At 59.2% G+C, this 24,215-nt stretch carries 19 protein-coding genes; 12 read left to right on the plus strand and 7 right to left on the minus strand.

Annotated elements, in window-relative coordinates:
• Nucleotides 1–68 precede the first annotated feature (68 nt).
• The 8 genes from NW834_RS04765 to NW834_RS04800 all read left to right on the plus strand — a co-directional run bounded on the left by NW834_RS04765 (nt 69) and on the right by NW834_RS04800 (nt 12,479).
• Nucleotides 69–2,096: an ArsA family ATPase gene (locus NW834_RS04765; RefSeq protein ID WP_414419762.1), complete on the plus strand. Its 2,028-nt coding sequence runs from the start codon at nt 69–71 to the stop codon at nt 2,094–2,096.
• 32 nt (nt 2,097–2,128) lie between these two features.
• Nucleotides 2,129–4,189, plus strand: coding sequence for an NAD-dependent DNA ligase LigA (gene ligA, locus NW834_RS04770; RefSeq protein ID WP_414419761.1), 2,061 nt, complete (start codon nt 2,129–2,131; stop codon nt 4,187–4,189).
• Nucleotides 4,190–4,998: 809 nt separating this feature from the next.
• Nucleotides 4,999–6,345, plus strand: a complete 1,347-nt coding sequence (clpX, locus tag NW834_RS04775; RefSeq protein WP_414343692.1) for an ATP-dependent protease ATP-binding subunit ClpX — start codon at nt 4,999–5,001, stop codon at nt 6,343–6,345.
• Between the two features lie 70 nt (nt 6,346–6,415).
• Complete coding sequence (locus NW834_RS04780; RefSeq protein WP_414329043.1) at nt 6,416–7,105, plus strand: potassium channel family protein; 690 nt, start codon at nt 6,416–6,418, stop codon at nt 7,103–7,105.
• Nucleotides 7,106–7,164: 59 nt separating this feature from the next.
• The gene (locus NW834_RS04785; protein WP_414419760.1) at nt 7,165–8,589 is read left to right on the plus strand and encodes a TrkH family potassium uptake protein; all 1,425 of its coding nucleotides are present in this window, start codon (nt 7,165–7,167) and stop codon (nt 8,587–8,589) included.
• Between the two features lie 78 nt (nt 8,590–8,667).
• Nucleotides 8,668–9,774 (plus strand): phosphotransacetylase family protein, encoded by a 1,107-nt coding sequence (locus NW834_RS04790; RefSeq protein WP_414373322.1) that lies wholly within the window; start codon nt 8,668–8,670, stop codon nt 9,772–9,774.
• Nucleotides 9,775–10,239: 465 nt separating this feature from the next.
• A complete protein-coding gene (locus NW834_RS04795; protein WP_414419759.1) occupies nt 10,240–10,740 on the plus strand; it encodes a ribonuclease H family protein in 501 nt (166 codons plus the stop codon).
• A 95-nt stretch (nt 10,741–10,835) separates the two neighbouring features.
• Nucleotides 10,836–12,479, plus strand: a complete 1,644-nt coding sequence (locus NW834_RS04800) for a DUF3352 domain-containing protein (RefSeq protein ID WP_414419758.1) — start codon at nt 10,836–10,838, stop codon at nt 12,477–12,479.
• 45 nt (nt 12,480–12,524) lie between these two features.
• Here NW834_RS04800 and NW834_RS04805 read toward each other — a convergent pair whose 3' ends face one another.
• The 6 genes from NW834_RS04805 to NW834_RS04830 form a co-directional block, all read right to left on the minus strand.
• Complete coding sequence (locus NW834_RS04805) at nt 12,525–13,268, minus strand: response regulator transcription factor (RefSeq protein WP_011432966.1); 744 nt, start codon at nt 13,266–13,268, stop codon at nt 12,525–12,527.
• 68 nt (nt 13,269–13,336) lie between these two features.
• On the minus strand, nt 13,337–14,095 hold the full coding sequence (locus tag NW834_RS04810) for a sensor histidine kinase (RefSeq protein WP_414343700.1): 759 nt from the start codon (nt 14,093–14,095) through the stop codon (nt 13,337–13,339).
• Nucleotides 14,096–14,204: 109 nt separating this feature from the next.
• The gene (locus NW834_RS04815) at nt 14,205–15,683 is read right to left on the minus strand and encodes a sensor histidine kinase (RefSeq protein WP_011432968.1); all 1,479 of its coding nucleotides are present in this window, start codon (nt 15,681–15,683) and stop codon (nt 14,205–14,207) included.
• 144 nt (nt 15,684–15,827) lie between these two features.
• Nucleotides 15,828–16,814, minus strand: a complete 987-nt coding sequence (locus NW834_RS04820) for a pentapeptide repeat-containing protein (protein WP_414419763.1) — start codon at nt 16,812–16,814, stop codon at nt 15,828–15,830.
• 140 nt (nt 16,815–16,954) lie between these two features.
• Nucleotides 16,955–18,481, minus strand: coding sequence for a hypothetical protein (locus NW834_RS04825; RefSeq protein ID WP_414418582.1), 1,527 nt, complete (start codon nt 18,479–18,481; stop codon nt 16,955–16,957).
• A gap of 147 nt (nt 18,482–18,628) precedes the next feature.
• Nucleotides 18,629–19,546: a CoB--CoM heterodisulfide reductase iron-sulfur subunit B family protein gene (locus NW834_RS04830; protein WP_414418581.1), complete on the minus strand. Its 918-nt coding sequence runs from the start codon at nt 19,544–19,546 to the stop codon at nt 18,629–18,631.
• Between the two features lie 319 nt (nt 19,547–19,865).
• Here NW834_RS04830 and NW834_RS04835 point away from each other — a divergent pair, with 319 nt between their 5' ends.
• On the plus strand, nt 19,866–20,618 hold the full coding sequence (locus tag NW834_RS04835; RefSeq protein ID WP_414418580.1) for a hypothetical protein: 753 nt from the start codon (nt 19,866–19,868) through the stop codon (nt 20,616–20,618).
• 172 nt (nt 20,619–20,790) lie between these two features.
• Nucleotides 20,791–21,540 (plus strand): YebC/PmpR family DNA-binding transcriptional regulator, encoded by a 750-nt coding sequence (locus NW834_RS04840; protein WP_414418579.1) that lies wholly within the window; start codon nt 20,791–20,793, stop codon nt 21,538–21,540.
• Nucleotides 21,541–21,593: 53 nt separating this feature from the next.
• Here NW834_RS04840 and NW834_RS04845 read toward each other — a convergent pair whose 3' ends face one another.
• Entirely contained in the window at nt 21,594–21,905 is a 312-nt protein-coding gene (locus NW834_RS04845) for a YbjQ family protein (protein ID WP_011432974.1), read from the minus strand.
• 389 nt (nt 21,906–22,294) lie between these two features.
• Between NW834_RS04845 and rbsK the strand changes: the two genes are divergently transcribed.
• Complete coding sequence (rbsK, locus tag NW834_RS04850) at nt 22,295–23,212, plus strand: ribokinase (RefSeq protein WP_414418578.1); 918 nt, start codon at nt 22,295–22,297, stop codon at nt 23,210–23,212.
• Nucleotides 23,213–23,465: 253 nt separating this feature from the next.
• Complete coding sequence (locus NW834_RS04855; protein WP_414343332.1) at nt 23,466–24,209, plus strand: response regulator; 744 nt, start codon at nt 23,466–23,468, stop codon at nt 24,207–24,209.
• Nucleotides 24,210–24,215: the final 6 nt, after the last annotated feature.

Consider the following 24,215-nt stretch of genomic DNA (forward strand, 5'->3'; position numbering starts at 1 on the left):
CGAACGGAAATGGACAGAATGCTATCGCTTCACCGTTGAGCAGTAATGGTCAGCAGTGTTCAGCGTAAATGTATCAGCATTCCTGCCATCCTCTGCTCTTGGCTTCCCAACGCCTCTTGCTGTTCAGCGGCAAGGGAGGAGTGGGCAAAACGACCCTGACCTGCGCGCTGGCTCGCCAACTGGCCCAGGTGGATCCCCAGCGCCGTCTGCTCCTGATGTCCACAGATCCCGCCCACTCGCTGGGGGACGTGCTGCAAATCTCGGTTACGGATGTGGCCCAACCCTTGCCGGATCGCCCCAATTTACAGGTGCGGGCTTTGCAAGCGGAGATTTTGTTGCAATCTTTTCGGCAAACCTATGGGCCGGCCCTGGAGCTCATTGCCGAGCGGGGCAGTTGGTTTGGCCGAGAGGATCTGCTGCCGATCTGGGATTTGGCGTGGCCGGGGGTGGATGAGCTGATGGCGATTCTGGAGGTCAACCGGCTGCTGGCGAGGGAGGAGGTGGATACGGTCATTCTGGATACGGCCCCCACCGGGCATACCCTGCGGCTGTTGGAGCTGCCCGACTTTTTAGATAATCTGCTGGCCGTGTTTGCCACCTTTCAGGCCAAGCATCGGGAGATCGCCCAAGCCCTGACAGGCACCTATCGACCGGATGAGGCGGATGCGTTTTTGGCCCAGTTGCAGGGGGAACTTGAGGGGGGCAAAGCCCGCTTGACCAATCCGGAGAGCACCTCTGCTTGGCTGGTGATGATCCCGGAGCAGTTGAGCGTGGCGGAAACCCGCCGCTTTTGTCAGCAACTGCAAAACCGCCGCGTGCCCATCGGCGGTCTTCTGGTCAATCAGGTGCTGCTTGCAAGAGAGAATAACAGCCAACCTTCGCTGCCCGCTGCTCTCCCCTCTCCTCTCTACTCGGCGCGGCAACAGGAACAGCGGCGTGTGCTCAAAGCCCTACAGGAGGAGCTGCCCGGATATCCTATCTGGGTCTGTCCTTATCAACTGCAGGAGCCGGTTGGGTTGGCGGCCCTGGATGAGCTGGTTCAGCAGCTTCGCCCCTTGCCAGAGGTGCTGCTGGAGTTGGAAGGGATCCCAGAGCAAAAAGCAGAGAGCCAAGAGAAGAGAAAGTCTCTCTTCTCCACCCTCTTCCCTTCCTTCAAGGGGATCCCGTCCCTACCGGATTTTTTGACCCAAGGGATCCGACTGGTGTTGGTGGGGGGCAAAGGGGGTGTGGGCAAGACGACGGTGGCCGGGGCCCTGGCTTGGAACTTGGCCAAGCGCCATCCCGACAAGCAGCTGTTGCTGGTCTCCATCGATCCGGCTCACTCGCTGGGGGATCTGTTTCAGACGAAACTGGGTCAGGATCCCATTCCCCTGCTGCCCAACCTGCTGGGGCAGGAGGTCGATGCGGCGGCGGTGCTGGAGCAATTCCGGCAGGATTATCTGGAGGAGGTGGCGGCCATCTTGGCGGGGGAGGGGACGGCAGGGGTGGAAGTCCAATACGACCCGCAGGCGTGGCGGCAACTGCTGCAGATGCCCCCACCCGGCCTGGATGAGGTGATGGCCCTGTTGAGTGTTCTCCGACAGGAGACGAGCGGGCAGTTCGACCTGGTGGTGCTGGACACGGCTCCCACAGGCCATCTCTTGCGGTTTCTGCAGATGCCCCAGGCTCTGGAAGGTTGGGTAAGCTTGGCCCTGAAGCTGTGGCTGAAATATCGGGATGTGGTGGGCAGGCCGGAATGGGCGCAGCGGATGCGGGAGCTCTTGGCCCAGGTGCGACAGCTCCGGCAGCAGCTCCAGGATCCCCAGTTTGTTACCTTTATCCCCGTCTTTAACCCCGAGCAAGCAGTTCTGGCGGAAACCGAGCGTCTCTTGGCGGAATTGGATGCTTTGGGGATCCCTCATCCCTACGCCGTTCTCAATCGGGTGTGGTTGGAGGATTCTACCCCCTTTGGAGAGGCCCTCCGCCGTCGTCACCAGACTCTTCTGGCCCAGCTCCCCCAGCCATTTTCCCAGCAGGCCATCTTGACCATCCCCTTCCTACATCCTCCCAGCTTGGAGAATATCGGCTCCTACTTATTGGCTCCTCAGGAGCCCTAACCTAGGGGTAGACCTTGCTCACCCAAGGAGTTATGGATCCCCATCTGGAAGAACGCGCCCGCGAGCTGCGCACCCTGCTGCAGAAGGCCAGCATTGCCTACTATGTCCACGATGCTCCCATCCTGGAAGACAGCGTTTACGACCGCCTTTACCGCGAGCTGCAAGAGCTGGAGCGGGCTTACCCTGAACTGGTCACCCCCGATAGCCCTACTCAGCGGGTGGGAGAAAAACCTGCAGAGCATTTTCCCACCGTCTTCCACCGCATCCCCCTCTACAGCTTGGAAAACGCTTTCAACCCAGAAGAGCTAGAGGAGTGGCAAGAGCGTCTGCTGCGAGTTTTGGGCCGTGCCCCTGTTCCCGACAGCAGGACAGAGGGAGAGCTGGAGTATGTCTGTGAGCTGAAGATTGATGGCGCCGCCTTGGCCCTAACCTACATCGAGGGTCTTTTGGAGCGGGGTGCTACTCGGGGGGACGGACAGGCCGGAGAGGACATCACCCCCAACGTGCGCGCCATTCGTTCGATTCCCCTGCGGCTGGCGACAGCAGATCCGCCTCCCGTTTTGGAGGTGCGGGGGGAAGTCTATCTGGCCCTAGCCGAGTTTGAACGGATCAACCAAGAGCGTCGTTCCGCCGGGGATCCCCCCTTTGCCAACCCGCGCAACTGTGCTGCCGGTACCCTGCGGCAGTTGGATAGCCGCGTTGTGGCCGCCCGCAAGCTCAGCTTCTTCGCCTACGCCCTCCACTGGCCGGAAGGATGGCCCGCCGGGGATCCCCCGCAAACCCAGTGGCAGTGTCTGCAGCAGCTCAAGGAATTGGGATTTCCAGTCAACCCCCTTTCCCAGGTCTGTCGGGGCTTGGGAGAAGTGATCCAATTTTATGAGCGATGGCGGGGTGCCCAGCTCCCCTACGCCAGCGACGGGGTGGTGGTGAAATTGAACTCCTTGCGGCTGCAGGAGGAGGCCGGCTTTACGCAAAAATTTCCCCGCTGGGCCATTGCCCTCAAATACCCTGCCCAGGAAGTCCCCACCCGCATCCGCGCCATCGTGGCCAGCGTGGGCCGTACCGGCGCCGTCACTCCAGTGGCAGAGCTGGAGCCGGTTCCTTTGGCCGGCACCCTTGTCAGCCGCGCCAGCCTGCACAATGCCGATCGCCTGCGGGAGCTGGATGTGCACATTGGCGATACTGCCATCGTGCGCAAAGCCGGGGAGATCATCCCGGAGGTGGTCGGGATCCTGAAGGAATTGCGCCCTGCCGACGCTGTTCCCTACAGCCTGCCCAGCCAGTGCCCCGAATGCCACACCCCCTTGGTTCGTCCCCCCGGCGAAGCCGTGACCCGCTGCCCCAACCCCGAGTGCCCGGCCAAGCTGCGGGGCCAATTGCAGCACTGGGCCAGCCGTGATGCTTTGGATATCGAAGGCTTAGGGGAAAAGCGGGCAGCCCAATTGGTGGAGAGCTTGGGGGTGCGCACCGTAGCCGATCTCTACCGCCTCACCCCAGAGCAGTTGCAGGGTTTGGAGGGAATGGGATCCCGCTCCAGCCAAAAGCTGGTGCAAGCCATTCAGCGCTCTCGCCAGCAGCCCTGGGAACGGGTGCTCTACGGGCTGGGGATCCCCCATGTGGGGGTGGTCACTGCCCAGATTTTGGCCGGCCATTTTCCCACCCCTGAGCTTTTGGCCCAAGCCAGCGCAGAAACCATCGCCCAGATCTACGGGATAGGCGCGGAAGTGGCGGAAGCGGTGGTGGCCTGGTTTGCCGAGCCGGCCCATCGTCGCCTGTTGCAGGAGTTGCAGGCGCTCGGGATCCCCGCTCTTCCTCAGCAGGAGAACCCTGCCGTCTCCCAGATCCTGGCCGGGAAAAAATTCGTAATCACCGGCACCTTGCCCACCCTCTCCCGCCAGCAGGCCAAGGCTTGGATTGAGAGTCGGGGGGGCAAAGTCACCGCCAGCGTCAGCCGCCAAACCGACTACGTGGTGGTGGGCTCTGACCCCGGCTCCAAGCTGGAGCAAGCCCAACAACTGGGGATCCCCCTGCTGACCGAAGCGGAGCTGTTGGCGCTGGATCCCACCGTGGAATCCGGTGATCTGCATCCTTGACAGGGTGGATCCCCGAAAAACTTGGGTAGGGTGGGTTGTCTTAGCGGCAGGGATAATTTATGATTCACCTCTAGTGAGGAGTGGACGCCAATAGGGGGAAGCGAACGAAACACGGACAGTTCCTTCCCCTTTTTGGTTACAAAAAGGCGCGGCCACACCTCCAAAAAGTATCCAACTTAACTGAAGGATTCCTTTGCCAGTGCCAGATAAGGTCAACTATGATGGGATCAGCGGAGACGCATGTTTCCGTTCACTCCTCACACCATCTTCCGCTCGGCGTCAAGTCGGGCGGTTTTTCTATAAATCCGTCCAAAGGATGTATGACCATTCCCGATAGCAGCGAAACGGCTCACCCCTTCCATTTCCAGTTTTCCTCCTTGTAAGACACTTGGGGAGAACCGAGGCTGTGGCGTTTGCACGGGTAGCGCAGAGCGCTGGAGAAGCTTATGGTCACTTTGAAGCAAGAATGAAACACCTCCGTTGCATTGCTTCCCAGCTCCCTGAAGAGTGGGTGGTCGCGGAAGCGGCACCGAGCGCTTGGGAAGTGTCTCAATCCAGTTTGAAATGACTATATCTCCAGTCTTTCCAGTTGATCCCCATGGGAATCTCTTGGCACCCTGCCCCCTTGGGGATCCGGAAACAAGCCCTACGAGCCCAGTGGAGATGCTAGACTAGTAGGTCAGTGAGATTCCACCAACTTCGGCCTCCTTACGCTTTCGCAGCCAATTTGCGACTGGATTGGAAGGTTTAGTTTTCTTCTGGCTTTTGCCGGATTAGGATAGCCAAGAGCAAGCAGCAACGAGGATCCCATGGCCAAATATGACTCCCATCTAAAGTGCTCCTTCTGCAACAAGTCACAGGATCAGGTGCGTAAGTTGATTGCGGGGCCGGGGGTCTACATCTGTGACGAGTGCGTGGAGCTCTGCAACGAGATTTTGGATGAGGAACTCTACGACGGCAACACTCCTCCTGCTGCCGCCCCTGCCGGCGGCCGGCGTGAAGCTCCTAAAAAATCCTCCCGCAGCCTGCCTTCTTTGGCGCAGTTGCCCAAGCCGCAGGAGATCATGCGCTATCTCGACCAATATGTGATTGGCCAAGAAAAAGCTAAGAAGGTTTTGTCGGTGGCGGTTTACAACCACTACAAGCGTCTGGCTGCCAAGGCCAACCCCGGTAGCGTCGGAGTTTCGGAACTGGATGAGGTGGAGCTACAGAAGTCCAACATTTTGATCATTGGCCCCACTGGCTCCGGCAAAACCCTGCTGGCGGAAACCCTGGCTCGCATGTTGGATGTGCCTTTTGCGGTTGCAGATGCTACCACCCTTACGGAAGCTGGCTATGTGGGCGAGGATGTGGAAAACATCCTGTTGCGCCTGCTGCAGGTGGCGGACATGGACGTAGAAGAGGCCCAGCGCGGCATCATCTACATCGACGAAATCGACAAAATTGCCCGCAAAAGCGAGAACCCCTCCATTACCCGCGATGTCTCCGGCGAGGGGGTGCAGCAGGCTTTGTTGAAGATGCTGGAAGGGACAATAGCCAACGTGCCTCCCCAGGGAGGGCGCAAGCACCCCTATCAAGACTGCATTCAAATCGACACTTCCAACATCCTCTTCATTTGCGGGGGGGCTTTTGTTGGCCTGGAAAAAGTAATCGAGCAGCGCATTGGCAAGAAATCGATGGGCTTTATCAAGCCAGGGGAGCAATTGTCGGTTAGCCGCGAGCAACGTATGGCCAATGCCCTCAAGGCTTTGGAGCCTGAAGACTTGATCAAGTACGGCATGATTCCCGAATTCACGGGGCGGCTCCCGGTAGTGGCGACTTTGGATCCGCTGGATGAGAAGGCGCTGGAGGCGATCCTGACGCAGCCCAAAAACGCCATTCTCAAGCAGGCGCAGAAGCTGTTGCGCATGGACGGGGTGGAACTGGAGTTTGAACCTGCCGCCATTGCTGCCATTGCCAAAGAGGCTTATCGCCGCAAGACCGGGGCTCGCGCCCTGCGGGCCATTGTGGAAGAGCTAATGCTGGATGTGATGTACGAGGCACCCTCCCGCCGCGACCTAAAGCACATCCGCATCACCGCAGAGATGGTGGAGCGCCGTTCCACCCGCGAGCTGATTCCTCACCCCTCTACGCTGCCCAAGCCTGAGTCGGCCTAGAGTCGCGGCCCTTCCGATCCCTGCTGGATGAACTTATGATCTGTTCTTGAAAGAGGGGGCAGGAGATCCTATGGCAGGGACTGCGTTCCGCTGGCGCGAACGACAGCGGGTGGATCGTGAATATGCGGTAATTGGTCTGGGGCGCTTTGGTTCTAGCTTGGCTCTCACCTTGATGGAGCGAGGGCACAATGTCTTGGGGATCGACCGCAGCCGTGAGATCGTGCAGCGCCTGGCGGATCAGCTGACGCAGGTGGTGGCACTCGATTCCAGCGATGAAGATGCGCTGCGAGCGGTGGATATCCTCTCCTTCGACACGGTGGTGGTGGCCATTGGCAGCGATTTTGAGAGCAATTTGCTGACGACGGTGGCCCTGAAAAGTCTGGGGGTGCGCAATGTGGTCTGTAAGGCGTCGACCGAGCGGCAACGCTCTATTCTCCTGCGAGTGGGGGCAGATCGGGTGGTGTTGCCGGAGCAAGAGGCAGGGCGCCGTTTGGCTCAGGTGTTGACAGCACCGGGGATCCTAGATCAGCTAGAGCTGGAGCCGGGCTACAGCATTACGGAATTACAGGTGCCGGAGGCGTTGGTGGGCCATACGCTGGCGGAGTCGGATCTGCGTCGCCGCTTCGGCATCACGGTGCTGGTGGTGAAGCGAAAGCAATCGCTGGTGGTCTCTCCCCCCGCAGACTACCTATTGGAAAAGGGGGATTTGCTGGTGGTGCTGGGGGCCAATACCAATATCTCGCGGCTGAATGAGATGTAGGGAGGGATCCGATGAGAGAGGACTCCGCCCCGCTTCCGCGAGAGGAGGGCTCTGAGCGCTTGGTTCCACCGGTACCATCCCGCGCCCGCCACCTGCCGACACCGGGCTCGGCATTGTCTCAGTCCTCTAGGGCCTTTGGGGATCGTCTGCAGTGGTTTTTGGGGGGGGACAGGCGTCGCCCGCTGCCGCCGCCATTGCGCCTGGTTACAGGGTTGGGGCTCTTGGCAGTGGTGGGAACTCTGGTGCTCATGTTGCCGGGGATCGGGCGCGGGGATCCCTTGAGCTGGAATGAGGCGCTGTTTACGGCCATGTCGGCCCTGAGCGTGACGGGGCTCTCGACGATTGTGGCGGCGGAGGATCTCACCCTGTTGGGCCAGATTGTGCTGCTGATCCTGATTCAGATTGGCGGGGTGGGCTTCATGGTGTTGGCGGTGGTGGTGTTTCAATTGATCGGGCGGCGCATTTCCCTCCTCAATCGCTTGGCGCTGTGCAATTCGCTGGGGCTCATCGATCCGGGGGCGATCCTGGAATTGACTCGGCGGGTGCTGCTGGGGGTCACCCTCATTGAGTTGGGGGGGGCTTTGCTGCTCTGGGTGCATTGGCGGGATCTCTATGGGCCGGAGCGGGCGGTTTTTCTGGCTATTTTTCACGCGGTGTCGGCCTTTTGTAATGCAGGATTTGACCTGTTTGGCCGGGAAGGGATCCCTACAGACGGTCTGTCGCTGGCGATTTTGGCCGGTCTGATTTTTATCGGCGGTTTGGGCATCCCAGTTTTGTCGGATTTGTTAACCTGGCCACGGGGCCACCGCCCCTCTCTGCACACCCGGATTACCCTGGGCGTGGTGGTGGTTTTGCTCTGCACGGGCGGCATTGGCTTGTTTTTGGGAGAGAGCTTGCCCGGCGGATCCCTGCTGGAGGTAAGCTGGCCCCGCCGCTTGGGCCTGACGTTTTTTCAGTCGGTTTCTGCCCGAACGGCTGGGTTTGCCGGGATCCCCATTGAGGATTTGACCCCGGCCAGCCAGTTGCTGCTGATGGCTCTCATGTTTATTGGGGCAGCCCCAGCTTCTATGGGGGGCGGCATGACCACCGGCACCTTGGCGGTGTTGGTGTTGGCCCTCTGGGGCTATGCCCGCGGTTTGCCCAGCGCTCAGATTGCCGGGCGCAGCTTGGATCCCTCCATGGTGCGCAAGGCGGCAGCGGTGTTAACGGTTTCTCTGTTTGTGGTATTGTTGGCGGCTTGGTTGATTTTGCTGACCCACAGTAACAGTAGGTTGGATCCGGTGTTGTTTGAGGTGATCTCCGCCTTTGCCACCTGCGGCCTCTCGACGGGCTTTACCGGGGAGCTCAACTGGTTTGGCCAACTGATCATTGTGCTGGTGATGTTCTGGGGCCGGTTGGGGGCATTGACGATTGTCTTGGCCTTGGCTCAACAACAGCCCCGCCCGTTGGTAACCTACCCTGAAGAGTCGATCCTAATCGGTTAGTCCAGAACTGAGGAGAGAGCAGCCTCCGTTAGACTGAGTAAGGGATCCCTTCGTCCCTCTCGTTACCGGGAGCCATCCGTGTCCAAGTTCCTTTTAATTGGTTCTACTGAGCCCTTCAGCGGTAAGTCGGCTGCCATCTTGGGTTTGGCCAAGCATCTGCAGCAGCAAGGGATAAAAGTCACCTATGGGAAGCCCATCGGTTCTTGCGAGCGGGAAGATTGCTCGCTGGAAGGGGGCGATCCGGATATGCGCTTTGTGGCGGAGTCTCTGCGGCTGACGATGGATCAAATGCCGCCGATGCTGCTCCGGCTCAACGAAGAGGCTTTGCTGGCTCAAATGAAGCGAGCTCCCGGGGATCCAGCTCCAGAGTGCCCGGTTGCCCCTCTGTTGGAGTTTGTCCAGCGCTCCCCTGCCGATTTGGTGCTGCTGGAAGGCCCAGCCGATCTTTACGAGGGGGAATTGTTTGGCCTGTCGCTGGCCAAGATGGCCCAAGCCCTGGATGCTCCGGTACTGCTGATCAGTCGCTACCATTCCTCCTTGGCTGTTGATTCTCTTCTCTTTGTCCATCGTCAACTGGGATCCCATTTGGCAGGCGTGCTGCTGAACGATGTGCCGCCCGACCAGGTGCAACCGGCAAAAACGATCATTCGGCCTTTTTTGGAGGGACACGGGATCCCGGTGCTGGGGATTTTGCCCTCCCATCGCATTTTGCGCAGCATCAGCGTTGGGGAGTTGGTGCGGCAACTGGATGCCGAGGTGCTCTGCTGTCCGGATCGGATGGACCTGATGGTTGAAGACATTGCGGTAGGGGCGATGAACGTCAACTCGGCCTTGAAGTACTTCCGTAAGCTGGATCACAAGGCGGTGATCACCGGCGGAGACCGCACCGATATTCAACTGGCCGCCCTAGAAACTTCCACCCTCTGCCTGATCTTGACCGGCAAGCTCCCTCTGGATCCCCGCATTCAGTCTCGAGCAGAAGAGCTGGAAGTGCCGATCCTCTCGGTGGATCTGGACACCTTCACCACCATCAACCGCATCGAACGGGTTTTTGGGCAGATTCGCCTGCACGAGGAGGTGAAAGTCCGCTGCATCCAAGAGCTAATGTCAGCGAATTTTGACTTTTCCCGTCTCTATGCTCATTTGGGCTTGACACAACCCCTAGTGTCGGCGGTAGGTGCATAAGAAAAGTTATTACTGGCTTCTCTATATTTGGTGTCTAAATAGATATTTCTTCGAGATTGAGCACTATATCTGATCAAGACGAAATAAGCTCAGTTTTGACGCGCTGGTCTCTAGTGTCTGATGCTTTCCAGTATCTGCAATGATTTCTGCAAAAAAACGCAGGGATCTCTCGCCGGTTTGGCCTACTCACCGAATTCGAGAGATATCATGCGAGTATTCATCACCTCAACACACCACTCCTCCCCCAGATTTTCTGGGGGTTTTTGTTCGTACTGTTTTTAACCTTGTGCGTCAGTGTCACGTAAGCTGATGTTGACGGGGTTTATGCTGCTAATAGTGTGAAACAAAGCTTTTCTGAAGCTGAATACACTAAACAGTGGTGCCGGCACGCCCTTCTGCAATAAGATGCAGTGTCTGTTGTCGAGCCGGGATCCCAAATGTTGCCGTTAGCGCCGGATGAGCACCATGGCCAAGGTTTCACGGATGCACAGCCGCAAAGGAGCGGGCCCCAGCCGTCTGGTTGCCTGCCCCCACAGTGGCATCTTCACCGACGGGGGATGTTCTCCCAATCCGGGGCCAGGGGGATGGGCCGTGGTGGTGGTTCAAGATGATCGGGTTGTGGAAGAGTTTTGGGGAGGGGATCCCGATAGCACCAGCAACCGCATGGAACTGACCGGCTTAATTCGGGCTTTGCGGTATTGCCGTGACACCCAAGGCAACGGCGTAGATACCATCTACAGCGACTCCCACCTTTGCGTACAGACCTACAACGACTGGATGGATCGCTGGGCAGCGCAGGGGTGGCGGCGGCGCACCGGGCCGGTGGAAAACTTGGATCTGGTTCAGGAACTGTATCAACTAAAGCAGCAGTGCCCTCAGGTGCAGGTGGTTTGGATCCAGGCTCACGAAGGGTTGCGCTGGAACGAGTACGTGGATGAGTTGGTCGCTCGCGCCCGGCCAAAGTAACAATTTCTACATATTCCGATGTATGAGGCTGCGATCACAGACAGGCTCTGAGTCCATCGCCTATCCTCAAGAGGACGGCTCGTCGCAGGTGTGATATGAAGACCCAACTTCAGTGCCGGTTTCGTCCTCTCTCCCTTACGTTGATGGCGGTGGGGGGCTCTTGGCTTCTGGGATCCTGCCAGCTCAGAGGGCCACAAGTGCAGTTGCCCGGCGATGTTCTGCCGGAAACCGCGCTGGTTCCCCAGTCGGCGCCCCTGGTGCTGACCTTTTCTACCCAACCGGAAGAATCTTTTCGCACTCACCCTGACCTTTTGGCCCAGTGGGAGAGCTGGACGGCAGAAGCTTTGGCTGAAACCGGCAAGGAGTTCTCTCGGGAAGAGATGCAAGCTTGGGCTGGCGAGCAATTCACGATGGCAGTGGTGATCCCCAATCTGGTGCCCGGAGCTGCCGAGCCGGTGCCCGGGATCCTGTTTGGAGCCAGCACCCGCAACGCCGATTTGTCCGGGCAATTCTTGGCCCAGGTGCGGCAACAGGCAGCAGCAGAAGGGGCCAACTTCGAGCAGCGCCAGGAGCAGGGGGTCACCCTCTATGTGCAAACCAACGGAGAGCCGGGCGAGCGATGGGTAACTGCTGAGTTTGGCAACCGCTTTGTGGCGGTGGCCAACGACCCGAGGGTGATGCAGCAGGCGATTGCTGTGTATCGCGGCGAAGCAGAGCCGATTGGCCGCTCCGAAAGTTTCCGCACCGCTGTTGGCGATCTGTATAAGAGCGGCACGCTGGCCTTTGCCTACTTCAACTTCCAGGCTTTGCAGGAGGATCCCGAATCTTTCAAAGACTGGATGCAGGATCTGGATCCGGCGACGCTGGGATCCCTGCAACCCCTGCGCTCTTTGGCCATGGCTGCCCACTGGCAGGAGCAGGGCCTGCGGCTGCGCATGTTGACCCAGACCGATCCGAAAACCCAGGTGCAGGGGGGGTGGCAAACGGCTCGCGGCGAACTCATTCAGCGGCTGCCCGGCAATGCCTTGGCGGTGCTGACCACCCAGCAGATTGCCCAGCGCTGGCAAGCCGTTATGCCTGAGCTGGAAAAAGATCCGCCGGTCAAGGAGTCGTTAGAGGAGCTGCGGGCTGAGTTTCGCGCCAATACCCGTTTGGACTTGGAAAAAGATCTGCTGGCTTGGATGGATGGGGAGATGGCCCTGCTGGTGGCACCGGATGCCCAGGCCCATCCCCTGTTGCAGGGCATGGGAGCAGCCTTGGTGATCGAGACCAGCCAAAAAGACAAGGCCAACGCGGCCCTGACTCAGTTGGATCGGCTGGCCCAAGAATCGGGAGTAGGGGTAACGGAGGCGGGTGGACAGGTGACGTGGGCGGATCCCTTGTTCAACCGACCGCTTCTGGTGCGGGCTTGGGAAGGCAACTACCTGATCGTTACCACCAGCACGGCGGCGCTGCAAACCCTCGCCCAACGCCAGGGCAATTTGCTTCCCCAAACCGAGCCGCTGAAAACCCTCTACGATCAGTTGCCCAAGCCCAACTACGGCTACTTTTTGCTGAATTGGCAAGGGATCCGAACAGTGCTGGAGGCCACACTACCGGGTGGTTTGGCAGGCTTGGAGCCGGAGGCCCGTGAGCTGCTGACCCGCATCGATGGGCTGGGGATTACCAGCTACCCTGCCGGGGATCACGCCTTTGGGGTGGAGCTGCTGGTCACCGTGCCGCCCAAGCCACAGCCGTAAGCTCTTTCCCCCCTCTCCCTTGGGGAGAGGGGCTGGGGGTGAGAGCTACAGCCGAATCAAGCCATAGGTGAGAGCATAGCGCACCAGCTCGGTGCGGCTGCTGGTGCCTGTCTTGTTCAGCAGGCGGGTGACGTATTTTTCCACGTTGCGCACGCTGGTTTGCAGCTGCTTGGCAATCTCCTTGTTCATCAGCCCTTCTGCCACCTTCTCCAACACCTGTTGTTCCCGCGGCGTCAGCTCTACCTTGATGGGTGGGGGCAGGGGGGTGGGGGCAGAGGTCTGGGCAGGCGTGGCTGTGGCAAGGGTGCGCTCCGACAGCAGGGCGCGAATCGAGGCCAGCTCGCGGGCCACCACCTCCGAAGGGCTGGCAGCGCGGGATCGCTCAATGAGATTGGAGACGATGGCCACCAGCTCCTCCGGATCGAAGGGCTTGGGCAAATAGGCATCGACACCGGCCCGGTAACCCTGGATGCGGTCGGCGGTCATCCCCTTGGCGGTGAGGAACACCACCGGCAGATGGCTGTAGGGCTCGAGTTTTCGCAGTTGGGCCAAAAATTGATAGCCATCCATGCCCGGCATCATGATGTCGGAGATGATCAACTGAGGCTGGGCCGTGCTGAGCAGTTGCAGAGCCTGCTGGGCGTTGGCCGCCGGGATCACCTCAAAGCCGCTGTCCTCGAGGTAGGCTTGCACCGCTTCCCGTAAGCCGGGTTCATCATCTACTAGCAGAATGCGGGCTGCTGGACTGGCAGCAGGGGGTTCGGGTTTGGCTGGGGGAGAAGAGGCCATCTGCAGCTCCTGGGTAGCGTTCAAGCGTTTGGCGGCACCTGCCATCCCATATCTCTACAATCTTCCTACTAACCTGTGGGCAATCTCAGGCGAAAACAGGAGCCTTGGGGGGAGCTTTCCACCTGGAGATCTCCGCCCATCCGGGTGGCCAGGTCGCGGCTAATGGCCAACCCCAGCCCCTGCCCTGGCTTAGAAAGATCTGCCCGAAAAAAGGGATCGAAGATCCGCTCCAGGTTCTCAGGGTGGATGCCGGGGCCGTTGTCGCAGACGGCAACGAACACTTCCCATTGCGAAGCAGTTGAGGGATCTTCACCCAGCTCCACCTTCAGCCGGATCTCACCTGGGGGCGGGGTGTACTTGCAAGCGTTGTCGATCAAGTTATCAAGCACCTGCCGCAGGGCACGCGGATCGGCTTGTACAGGGGGTAGGGAAGGGGGCAGGACGGCTTGAAAGTGGTGTCCCTGGGTTTCGGCCAAGGCTTGATAGATGGGAATCCACTCCCGCAGCAGGTCGGCCAAGGAGAGGGGCTGAAGCTGGAGGGGGGCCGGGATCCCGTCCAAACGCTCGAACTCCGCCAGCAGCTCCTGCAAATGCTTGCACTCCTGTTCAATGCTCAGGCCAATCCAGTGGTTGCGATCCTCGGGGGGCAAGCGTTTTTGCAATAACTTGGCCAGCGTGCTCAGGGCGGTGAGAGGATTGCGCATTTCGTGAAGCAAAGTGGAAAGCTGCTGGGCAGAAAGAGTGACCCCCTTAACCTTGGGTTCTCCGGCTCCGCAGACGGGTTCAGGCTCTGGATGGTGTTCAGCAACTTTTCTGGCTCTCGGCATGGATCCAATCCCTAGACTCTCCCGGCGCTGGCAGATCGATCCTAGCCCTACCTCCCCTGCAATCCGCCATATCAATCCTGAGACGCTATCGGGATCCCAACTGGGTGGCTTATAGCTGGCGGGGCAGGTAGATGTTGAGAATTTCCCCCCGACGGGCGCGATGGCGCACGGTGAGGTAGCCCCCCAAGGCGCGGAACAGAGTTTGGGTGACGGGAAGGCTGAGGCTTACTGCACCTGTGTCCGGCTGCACGACCAACAACTGCCCAATCGCCTGAGGGGATTTGGGCTCTGAGGCAACAGTGGCGTCGCTGCCCTCAGGTGTGTTGACCTGAAACTGAAGTTTGACCAGCTCCCCTGCGCTGACCAACTGGGCGCGAATGTGGCTGCCAGCCGGCGTGCTGCGGGCAATGCGGTCGACCATGCCAAACAGCACCGCTTCCAGCGCCTTGGGATCGCTGACCACATCCGGCAGCTCATCGGGAATCTCCAACTCCAGTTGGGATCCCCGCCGTTCCACCTGCTCCTGCCAGCGAGGCAGGTTTTGCCGCACCAAGTCCACCAGCGCAATGGGCTCTAGCTGAAGCCGACGCCCCTCCTGTGGGGTAGCAGCGGGCATCACCGTTTCTGTAGCCTGGAAAAACAGCCCGAAGCGGTTGATTTGCTCGGTACATTCGCGGTCAATTTTCTCCACGTATTCCCGTACCCGCGACGGCAGATCGTGCCGCTTCAGGATGAGACTAACCAAGGTGCGGATGGTGCTGAGGGGCGTCTGGATCTCGTGGATGAGAGCCCGCAACAGTTCTGCCTCCGAAAGGCTGTTCTGTTGGCCTTGACCGGCAGGCTGGCCATGGGAAGGAGGAGACCGCCGCTTCTGCCAATCTTCTGGCCGGGTTGTGGGCGCAGGGGAGTTCTCGGCTCTGGCGGGGGGTAAGCGAGCGGGCGGGGATCCCGACTCGGCCAGGTTTCCCAGCAGAAGAAGGCTGCTGAAGCGGGCCAGCACCCGCACATGAGGCTCCATGAGGGGATGGTGCTTGATCAGCTCCTGCCAGAAGGGCAAGCGATCCGGCCTACCCTGTTGAACCCGCTGCTCTAGGATCTGCCAAGCCCGATGCACCACTTCCGGCTCAAAAGACACCATCATCCCCCTCTGCCGCGTGTGGGGGTGATGCCCTTGGGCGGCCACCGCCGAAAAAACAGGGGTGAGCACCAGCAAAAAAGGCTCCTCCACCAGGGGATCCTGCGGCAGGAGAGGGATCACCGTCTGGCCAGGGGTCAGAATCGACTCGGGGGACAAGTCGGGGGTAAACAGCCAGGGATCTTCACGGGCCAGCTCCCGCAGCTTCAGGTTCGGTTCTGGAGCGTCAATGGGCGACGGCAGTTGAGGCAGCGGATCCCGAACCACCCAGGGGGGCCACCAAGACACCGGCCCACCGATCACCACCCCAAACTGTCCAACTTCTTGCCATAGCTGGAGCAGGGCTGCCACCGTCTGCTGCCAGGAGCGCTCTCCTGCCCCCGGCAACCATTCCGGCAAGGGCAGATCGGCCCACAAAGCTTCCATCAAGGACAGAAATCGGCGGCTGTTCACGGATCTCTTTGACCCATCCTTCCCTTGTAGGGTAGCGGTTGTGGCCCCTCTGGGGCAGGGGAAAACCTCACCTTTTCCGGGGCGGATCCCCGTCTCACTCAGGGACAAGAATCCTCGTCCTCATACGGTAGCGAGTCTGTCCAATCAGCCTACCCGTCCATCCGGCAGAGTTGCCCCGCGCAAATTGGCCCCGCTGAGGTTGGCTGTGCTCAGATCGGCTCGGGTTAGGATTGCCTCGCCGAGATCGGCATTTTCCAGGTTGGTGCGGCCCAAATAGGCATCCACCAGGTTGGCACACCGCAAATCGGCCCCGGCCAGATTGGCCCTACTCAGATCTGCCCGCGCCAGTTTGGCCGAGCACAGACAACTGGCGGAAAGATCGGCTGCGGCCAGATCCGCCTCGCTCAAGTTGGCCTCTGTCAGATTCACCTGGCGAAGTATCGCCTCCTTCAAGTTGGCCCGCGCCATCTGCACCCCTTGCAGGTCTGCCCCCAAAAAAGAAACCCCCCTCAGGTCGGTCTCGCTCAGGATGGCTCCCTGCAAACGGGCTTGCTGCAGGCTGGCCCCTCGCAAGTTGGCCTTGATCAAACTGGCCTCTTTTAGGTTGGCCCCGCTCAGGTCGGCCCGTGTCAAATCCGCTCCCGACAGGTTGGCTCCGCTGAGATCAGCGCGGCTAAGATTGGCGTTGCGCAATACCGCTCCCCGGCGGCTATCGAAACGGAGATTAGCCCCCCGCAAGCAAGCTCCCCCCAAGTTGGCACTGGTGAGGTTGGCCCAACGCAAATCCGCATCCAGCAGGTTGGCATCGATCAACAGGGCCAGCGTTAGGTTGGCCCCATGCAAATCTGCTCCTTGTAGGGTGGCGCCGTGCAACTGGGCATCTCTGAGATCCGCCTCGCTCAAGTCCGCCTGGCTGAGGTTGGCCCCCCCGAGGTTAGCCCCGACGAGGTTGGCCTTCTGCAGCTTGGCCCGCCCCAAGAAGGCGAAGATCAAATTGGCACTGTGCAGGTTTGCTTGGGAGAGATCCACCCCGATCAAATCGGCCCGGCTCAGGTCAAGGGCGGCCAGGTTCTCGCCGGCAAAGTTGATCCGTCCTGCCCGGTAAAGCCGAAGCAGATCCTTGGCATCCATAGAAGAGAGGGGAGAGCTCAGAGAAGTGAGAGAGGAGCTGCACTGGTGGTTATTCTAGATAAGGATCCGGGCGTTTCCCCAGCACTCTGCGCAGCTGATCGCCAGTGTTGAACGGGATCCCCAAACAGCGGGTTTGAGCTTCAAACCAGCCCGAACAGACGGCGCTCTGCCTCCTCCATGCGATCCAAGAAAGCAGCAAATTTGGTGGAGATCTCCCCCACTTCCTGCAAAAAGGCGCGTAGTGTTTGGTACTTGAGAACCAAGGCTTCCTCTAGGGTGCAGGTTTGGAACTGCTCATCCAACGCCTTGCCCAACTCGCTCAGGGCCTGTTCGATAGCAGTTTTGACAGAGCCGACGCTGCGCCGCACCAAACGCATCACCTCCTGCTCCAACTGCGGCTTTTGCTGGGCCAGCTCGCTGCTGGCCAACACCTGTCTTAGGGAAGCATAGGGATCCGCCAGCTCAGCGGGCATTTCGGTAACCGCCTCCGGCAGAGCCTGTTTTGCATTGCTGACGCGCAGGGGCTGCACCAGGCGCCACTCCGATTGTTCTAGCTTTTTCAAGATCCCCATGAACATTGCGGCGGATCCCTCGACATCCCTCAAGAAGCCGCGCAGCACCTGGTGTTTGAGCGTCAGATATTGGGCGGGATCCTCATCCTGTAGCCCTTCGTCCAGGGCATTGCCCAACTCGCTTAGGGTATTCTCGATGGCAACCATCAGGGATCCGGCGCTGCGATGGAGCAGTTGGCGGCAGGACTCTGGGATCTCCTGTCGCAGGTCAGAAGAGGGGCCGGGTGGTGTTGTCCAGGTTGCAAAAGCCGAAAGCTCTGCAGGCTCTTCCTCATCCTCTGGGATCCCAGCGTCAATCCAAGTCATGGGGCTGGCCAGGGACTCTGCCTCGCCCGCGCGAGCGGCATCTTCGGTATTCAGCCAATCCAGATTGGCGGAGAGAGGCTCAGCAGCCAATCCTCCGCCGGGGAGGGTCGCTGGGGGCACGTCAACGTAAAGAGGCTTCAGCATCTGCAGCACAGCATTGGCGGCTTGGCCATCCTGATCCGGCTCCTGCAACTGCTGCACCGCCTCCTTCAGCCGGGCTTCCAGTTCTTGGGGGGAGGCGCAGGCATCGTAGAGGGCTCTGAGCAGCTCGTCCAGGCTGTAGCGCCGCAGGGCCGCCAACCCCTGCAGAGTAGGCTCTACTTTGTGGTACAAAGCCGTGAACAGAACCAGCTTGGCCCGCAAAGGGCTGGTTTGCCGCATCACCCCTGCCCGCAGCTCGAAGGGATCGTAGTCTTGCTTTTGCAGTTGCAGACCGCCATATTCCAAGGACAAAACAGGCGAGGGCGTAGCCCAAACTGAGGGATCCGCTTGGGGCTGTTGATACAGGGGCTGTAGCTTGCTTAGCAGCATCTTGGCGATGCGAGCATACTCGGCTTTTTTGTTGATGCGGCTGATGGCCTCTCGAAAGCGTTGGCCCAAAGCATCAAGGGTAGCGTGCTCACGGCAAAGCTGCTCCAGCAGAGCTTTCAGGTCTATTTGGTTCAACTTGCTGACATCGCTTTCCCAAGTGCTGGTGCAGGCAAAGTAAACCAGCTTTTTCACTCGGTCTGCGTACCCGCCCTGCTGCACTTCTTGCACAACAAGGCCAAAGGGATCCGAGACAACCATAGGGAGCTGCTAAGCAGGAGTAGGTGGATCTAAGCTTACGAGGATCTTTGCGGTTTTTGAACAAGGACGGGTACCTTGCTGGGCAGAATAACACATCCTTCCCAGACCTGATGTTTGCCCAGGGATCCCCCAGCCATCAAGTGGGATTTAGCGGCCTATTTTTTGCAGGGCTCTTTCCACCTGTACTACATGGCGGTTCAGTCCCAAGTTTTCCGCTGGGATCCCCAGGGCCAGGCCCACCAATTGTGGCAAATGCAGGATCGGGATCCCCAGCTTGCGCCCGATCACCTGTTCCACCTCCGGCTGCCGAGAGTCCAAGTTGAGGTGACATAGAGGACAGGGGGTAACCAAACAATCGGCTCCCGCCTCTATTGCCTCTACGAGATGCCGGCCTGCCATCGAGAAAGACTGCTGCGGGGCGTAGCTGGAAATGGGCCAACCGCAACACTGGGTGCGCCCGCGATACCAAACGGGGGTGGCCCCCAAACGCTCGAAGAGATCCTCCATCAAACGGGGATCCCGTGCCACATCGAAGCGGGAGATGTCGTAGGCCCGCAACAGATAACACCCGTAGAAGGCAGCGCAGCGCAGCCCCAAGAGGGGCCGCTTGACCTGTTGGGCCAATCGCTCCAGGCCGTAGTCATGAGCCAGCACCCACAGCAAATGGCGCACATCGCCTGTGCCCTGGTAGCAGCTCTCGCAGCCCCCTTTCTGGCACAGGGCCTGCACCTGGTGAAAGTACTCTGGACTCGCGGTTTTCGCAGCCTTCAACTTTTCATTCACGCGGCCCAGCACTCCCTGACAGGTGCTGCAGTGGGTAAGCATCGGCAGCCCCAGCGCTTCCGCCAAAGCCAGGTTGCGGGCATTCACCGTATCTTCCAGCAGCTCCGATTCTTCTTTGAAGGTGCCCGAACCACAGCAGGAAGCGGCTTCCAGCTCCACCAGTTCAATGCCCAGATGCCGCGCAATCTGGTCGGTGGAGTCATACAGCTCACGACAGGCCCCCTGGGCCACACAGCCGGGGTAGTAGGCGTAGCGCAAAGGTGAAGGAACAACCGCGGTCATGAGAAGACGTGAGAAGAAGAAGAGAATTGGGTTTGCGATCTCAACGGTAATAACAATCCATGGATCCATTGCCCACACAGCAGAGCACTGGCCTGCCTGCAGAGCGGGAACCCAGAGCCTAAGATCCTACACCCATGCGCTGCCACAGCACATCCGTTGCTGCCCAGGACAGGGAGTTTGTCAAAGCTTCCCTATTTATCTGCCCCTATTTTGAAACCATTCGGAGCCGATACCCTATTTTTCTCCCTGCCTAGTGCCTCTCTGGCCGATGTCGGGTAGATTTGGCGGTAGCCATCGCTGAGGAATCGGTCAACGCTTTATGAACAGCCCGATCCAGGATCGCGATTTCCCCTTTTCACCCCGCTCTAAGCAGGGCAGTCTGGGTTGGAGCCTTCCCCTGAAAGGCTTGGGATTTGGCTTGTTTTTCGGATCCCTAGTTTGGGCAGGATGGGCAAGTCAACTCCAGCTATGGGCCCAGCCGGTCGAACAGCAACCCCAGGAGGAAGTCTTAGTGCCAGGGCGCAATTTGGATCCTGGGGCGCAAATCCGGGTGCGTAACGAGCTGGTCAAGATCTGTGGGGACTATCGTTGCGAAGGCTATCGCTTTTCGGTACGGGTACCGATCAGCCCTGAAGACACCCTGGAAACTCTGCTGGGGCGGCTGGATACGGAGATGCTGCGGGAGGTGGATCGGGTGTTTCAAACTCGGCCCGATCTGAATCGGGTCATTGTCGATGGCTACGTCTTCTCGGGTACTCCCGCTTTTGTCAGCCGGGAAGTGCTGCTGCAAACAATGTTTGTGCCCCGTCACCGTTGGGAAGTGGGGCGCTTTGGGCCAGAGCAAGATGCGATTTTCTATGCCGAGCTGTTGGGACAGGTGACGCCCTTTCTAACTCCATCCCCAACCCCCACGCCTACACCTGGGCCTGTGCCTGGAGAAGGTGTGCCCCCTCTGCCCCCGCCTCCTGGGGAAACTCCTCCCATAGAGGCAACGCCTACCCCTCAAGAAACCCCAGCCCCTCCGCCTCCACCTCAAGGGGATGTAATTCAGCGGCAGCCGATCCAGCCCTGAGGGGGTTATGGGGTGGCTAAGTCTGGGTTGTGAGGGATCCTCAGGATCCCTTGTTTTGTGACCAGGCCAGTGCCCTCCCAGTTGTCGCGGGGTTGAGTCCTGAGCCGAGGTGATCTAGGCTTCAAAAGTGGAGGGATCCCTCCAATTCATTGCTTGACTGGTGTGTGGCGGCATGGCAGGACACAGCAAGTGGGCCAACATTAAACGGCAAAAGGCCCGTGTAGATGCCAAAAAGGGCACCCTCTTTACCAAACTCTCGCGGGCCATCATCGTGGCAGCTCGCAACGGCTTGCCAGATCCGGATGGGAATTTTCAGTTGCGGGCGGCAGTGGAGAAAGCCAAAGCAGCGGGGATGCCCAGCGAAAACATTGAACGAGCCATTGCCAAGGGAGCCGGCAACTGGAGCGACGACAGCCCCCTGGAAGAAGTTCGCTACGAGGGCTACGGCCCCGGTGGGGTGGCTGTGTTGATCGAGGCCATGACCGACAACCGCAACCGCACGGCTGCCGAGGTGCGAGAAGCCTTCAGCAAAACCGGCGGCAGCTTGGGAGAAGCCGGCTGCGTGAGCTGGCTGTTCCGGCAAAAAGGGGTGATTAGCCTAGAGGGGGTGACAGATCCCGAAGCTCTGCTGCTAGCGGTAGCCGAAGCAGGCGGGGAGGATCTCAAGGTAGAGGGAACCGACGCAGAAGTCTACTGCGATTACACCCTGCTGGAGCAGGTGGCCACCTACCTGAAAAAAGAGGGCTACCCAGTGCAAGATGCGGCCATCCGCTGGATCCCCTCTACGGAGGTGCATGTGGAGGATCCCGATACGGCCAAGTCAGTGCTTGCCCTGATGGAGCGTCTCGACAACCTAGACGATGTGCAGAATGTCTACGCCAATTTCGAGATCGACGAGGCGGTGATGGAAAGCCTGGCCTGAGAACAGGCTGCCATCATCTTCCGAGAAAGGGAAACCTTCAACAGAAGCATCCGTCAGCGGAGCTTAACGGCGGTGCCGGCGGCGGTAACGAGGATCATTGTCGTGCTCATGTTGGTATGAATGCTAACGCCTAGGATGCCATTTGCTCCCAAACGTTTGGCTCGCTGCTCCAACTCTTCCAAAACCTTTTTCTGGGCATTCTCGAAAACTTCTTCATAGGTTCTTGTGCGTCCCCCGATGATGTTGCGGAGGGTAGCAAGGAAGTCCCGTAGAACATTGGTGCCATAAACTACCTCGGCGGTAACAATGCCCAAGTAACGCTCAACCTCTCTACCTTGGAGCACGTCTGTAGTGGTCAGCAACATCAGCTTGCTTCCTGGGTCAACACCCACCAAGATAGTCGGGATCCTCAACCTTTGGAATCGGGTTCTTGCCCTGTGTTTTCAGCAGAGTGGCGATATGTCGAAGGGCGACCAATCCCTACAGATAACCGTTCCACAACGCATAGTCATTTATCTCACCGTTGAGGTGAAACAAACGACCGGTTGCTTCCTGCTAAGGCCTCCGGCCCGCTAGCGCGATCAGTTGAAATAGATGGTAATAAAAACCACGACTGCTATCAGCCCTTGCCGCGTGGTAGGGCGCTCAAGGGGATCCCTGGCCAAGACCGGCGGCTGATACAATAGCTGCCCAGGGATCCAAACCAAAGATCTCTAGATCTCTGCTTTTCCAACAGGATTTCCCCACAAGCCCGATGGCAGGCCCGATCCGAGTGGTGGGTAGCTTGAACATGGATTTGGTGGTGCAGGTGCCCCATCATCCCGGCCCTGGGGAAACGGTGCTGGGATCCGACTACGCCACCTACCCTGGCGGCAAAGGAGCCAATCAAGCGGTGGCAGCGGCGCGGGCGGGAGCCCAGGTGGAAATGTGGGGAGCGGTGGGATCCGATGAGTTTGGGCGTCTGCTCCAAGAGAACCTGGAGCACAACGGCGTGGATACCCGCCACCTGAGGCAGTTGGAGGGGCCCAGCGGCCTAGCTTTGATCACAGTGGATCCCGGCGGGCAAAACAGAATTGTGGTCAGCCCTGGGGCCAATGGTCGCTATCTGCCGGAGCATTTGCCTCCCTTTACCCCGGCGGCCCTGCTCCTGCTGCAGCTGGAAATCCCCCTGCCCACCGTGCAAGCTGCAGCAGAACAAGCCTTTGCCCAAGGGATCCCGATTTTGCTCAACCCTGCGCCCATCGCGCCATTGCCGGGATCCCTGTTGCGCCAGGTTCGCTACTTGGTGCTCAACGAAAGCGAAGCGGCTGCCCTTGCCCAATCCCCTGTGGAGACGCCGGAACAAGCCCAAAAGGTGGCTCAAGAACTGCAGAAACACGGGATCCCAGCCGTTATCCTTACCTTGGGAGGGGCAGGGCTGGTCTGGGCAGATGGGGAAGAAAGTGGCCATTGGCCAGCTCATCCTGTGGAAGTGGTGGATACCACCGCTGCCGGAGATGGGTTTTGTGGGGCCTTAGCTGCTTGTTTGGCTGCCGGGGGATCCCTGAGGGAAGCCCTGCGTTTTGCCAATGCCGCCGCTGCTTTGGCCGTAACCCGTGCGGGAGCCCAACCTAGCTTGCCCCAGCGCTCTGAGATTGAGGCATTTTTGGCCTCTGCCGTAGAAACAGCATAGACTGCTGCTTATCAAAAGTTTTCGACGTCTGCGGTGGAGAAGTTCATTGGCCGTTTGCGTGAGCGCTATGGGGAAACCGCAACCTCCACAGGACAGAGCGGGGCCAAATCCTTTTTCCGAGCTGCTACTCATAGCCGGCGGAGGGGATCCCTTGCTCCATTGAGTACTGCTCAATAGTGCCTTGTCTTCCCTTGTGGGTGTCTTTAGAGTTAGGAAGTGAAAAGAAAGTATTCGGTAACTCTGATAAAGGCCTGTGAGTACCCTCCTTGCTGAAGATGACGCTCTCTACCGTCAGCATGTTCATAGCCTGCTAACACAACATTTGCCTGAGTTCGGCCCGGTGTATATAGCCTCGAATGGTAGAGAGGCGTTGGAACTCTACCGTCAGCACCACCCCAACTTTGTGTTGATGGACATTCGCATGCCTGAGATGACCGGGATCGAGGTAGCGCGGCAGGTTTGGTCAGAGTGCCCCAGCACGCGCATCATTTTTTGGTCGCATTTTGCCGATGAAGTCTATGTGCGGGAGCTGCACAAGATCGTGCCTCCGCAAACTGTCTATGGCTACCTTTTGAAAAATTGCACCGATGAAAAATTGGTCAGCGCCATCCAAGCGGTGGTGCAGGATGAGCAATGCGTGATCGACCGAGAGGTGCGCGGAGTCGATTCCCGTTCACAAAACAAAATTACCGGTCTCAGCGACGCCGAGTACGAAGTGTTGATCGACATTGCCCTTGGCCTCACCGACCAGGCCATTGCTGCACGGCGCTTTTTGTCCCGCCGAGGGGTAACCAACCGTCTGCGCAACCTCTACGACAAGTTAGAAGTCAGCAACGACCAAATTGAGAGCGACGAGTGGGGAACCACCTTCAGCTTGCGGGCGCGAGCCATCCGTCTTGCCTTCAAACGGGGGTTGATCAACGCCCAACTGCTGGACGAGGAGGAAGTGCATTTGGATCACTGGCTCAGCCGCTACCGACTGGATCCGTTGGACTAGAGAGTG

Origin of the sequence: Synechococcus sp. R60.1, assembly GCF_047461835.1 — a bacterium.
Classification (GTDB): domain Bacteria; phylum Cyanobacteriota; class Cyanobacteriia; order Thermostichales; family Thermostichaceae; genus Thermostichus.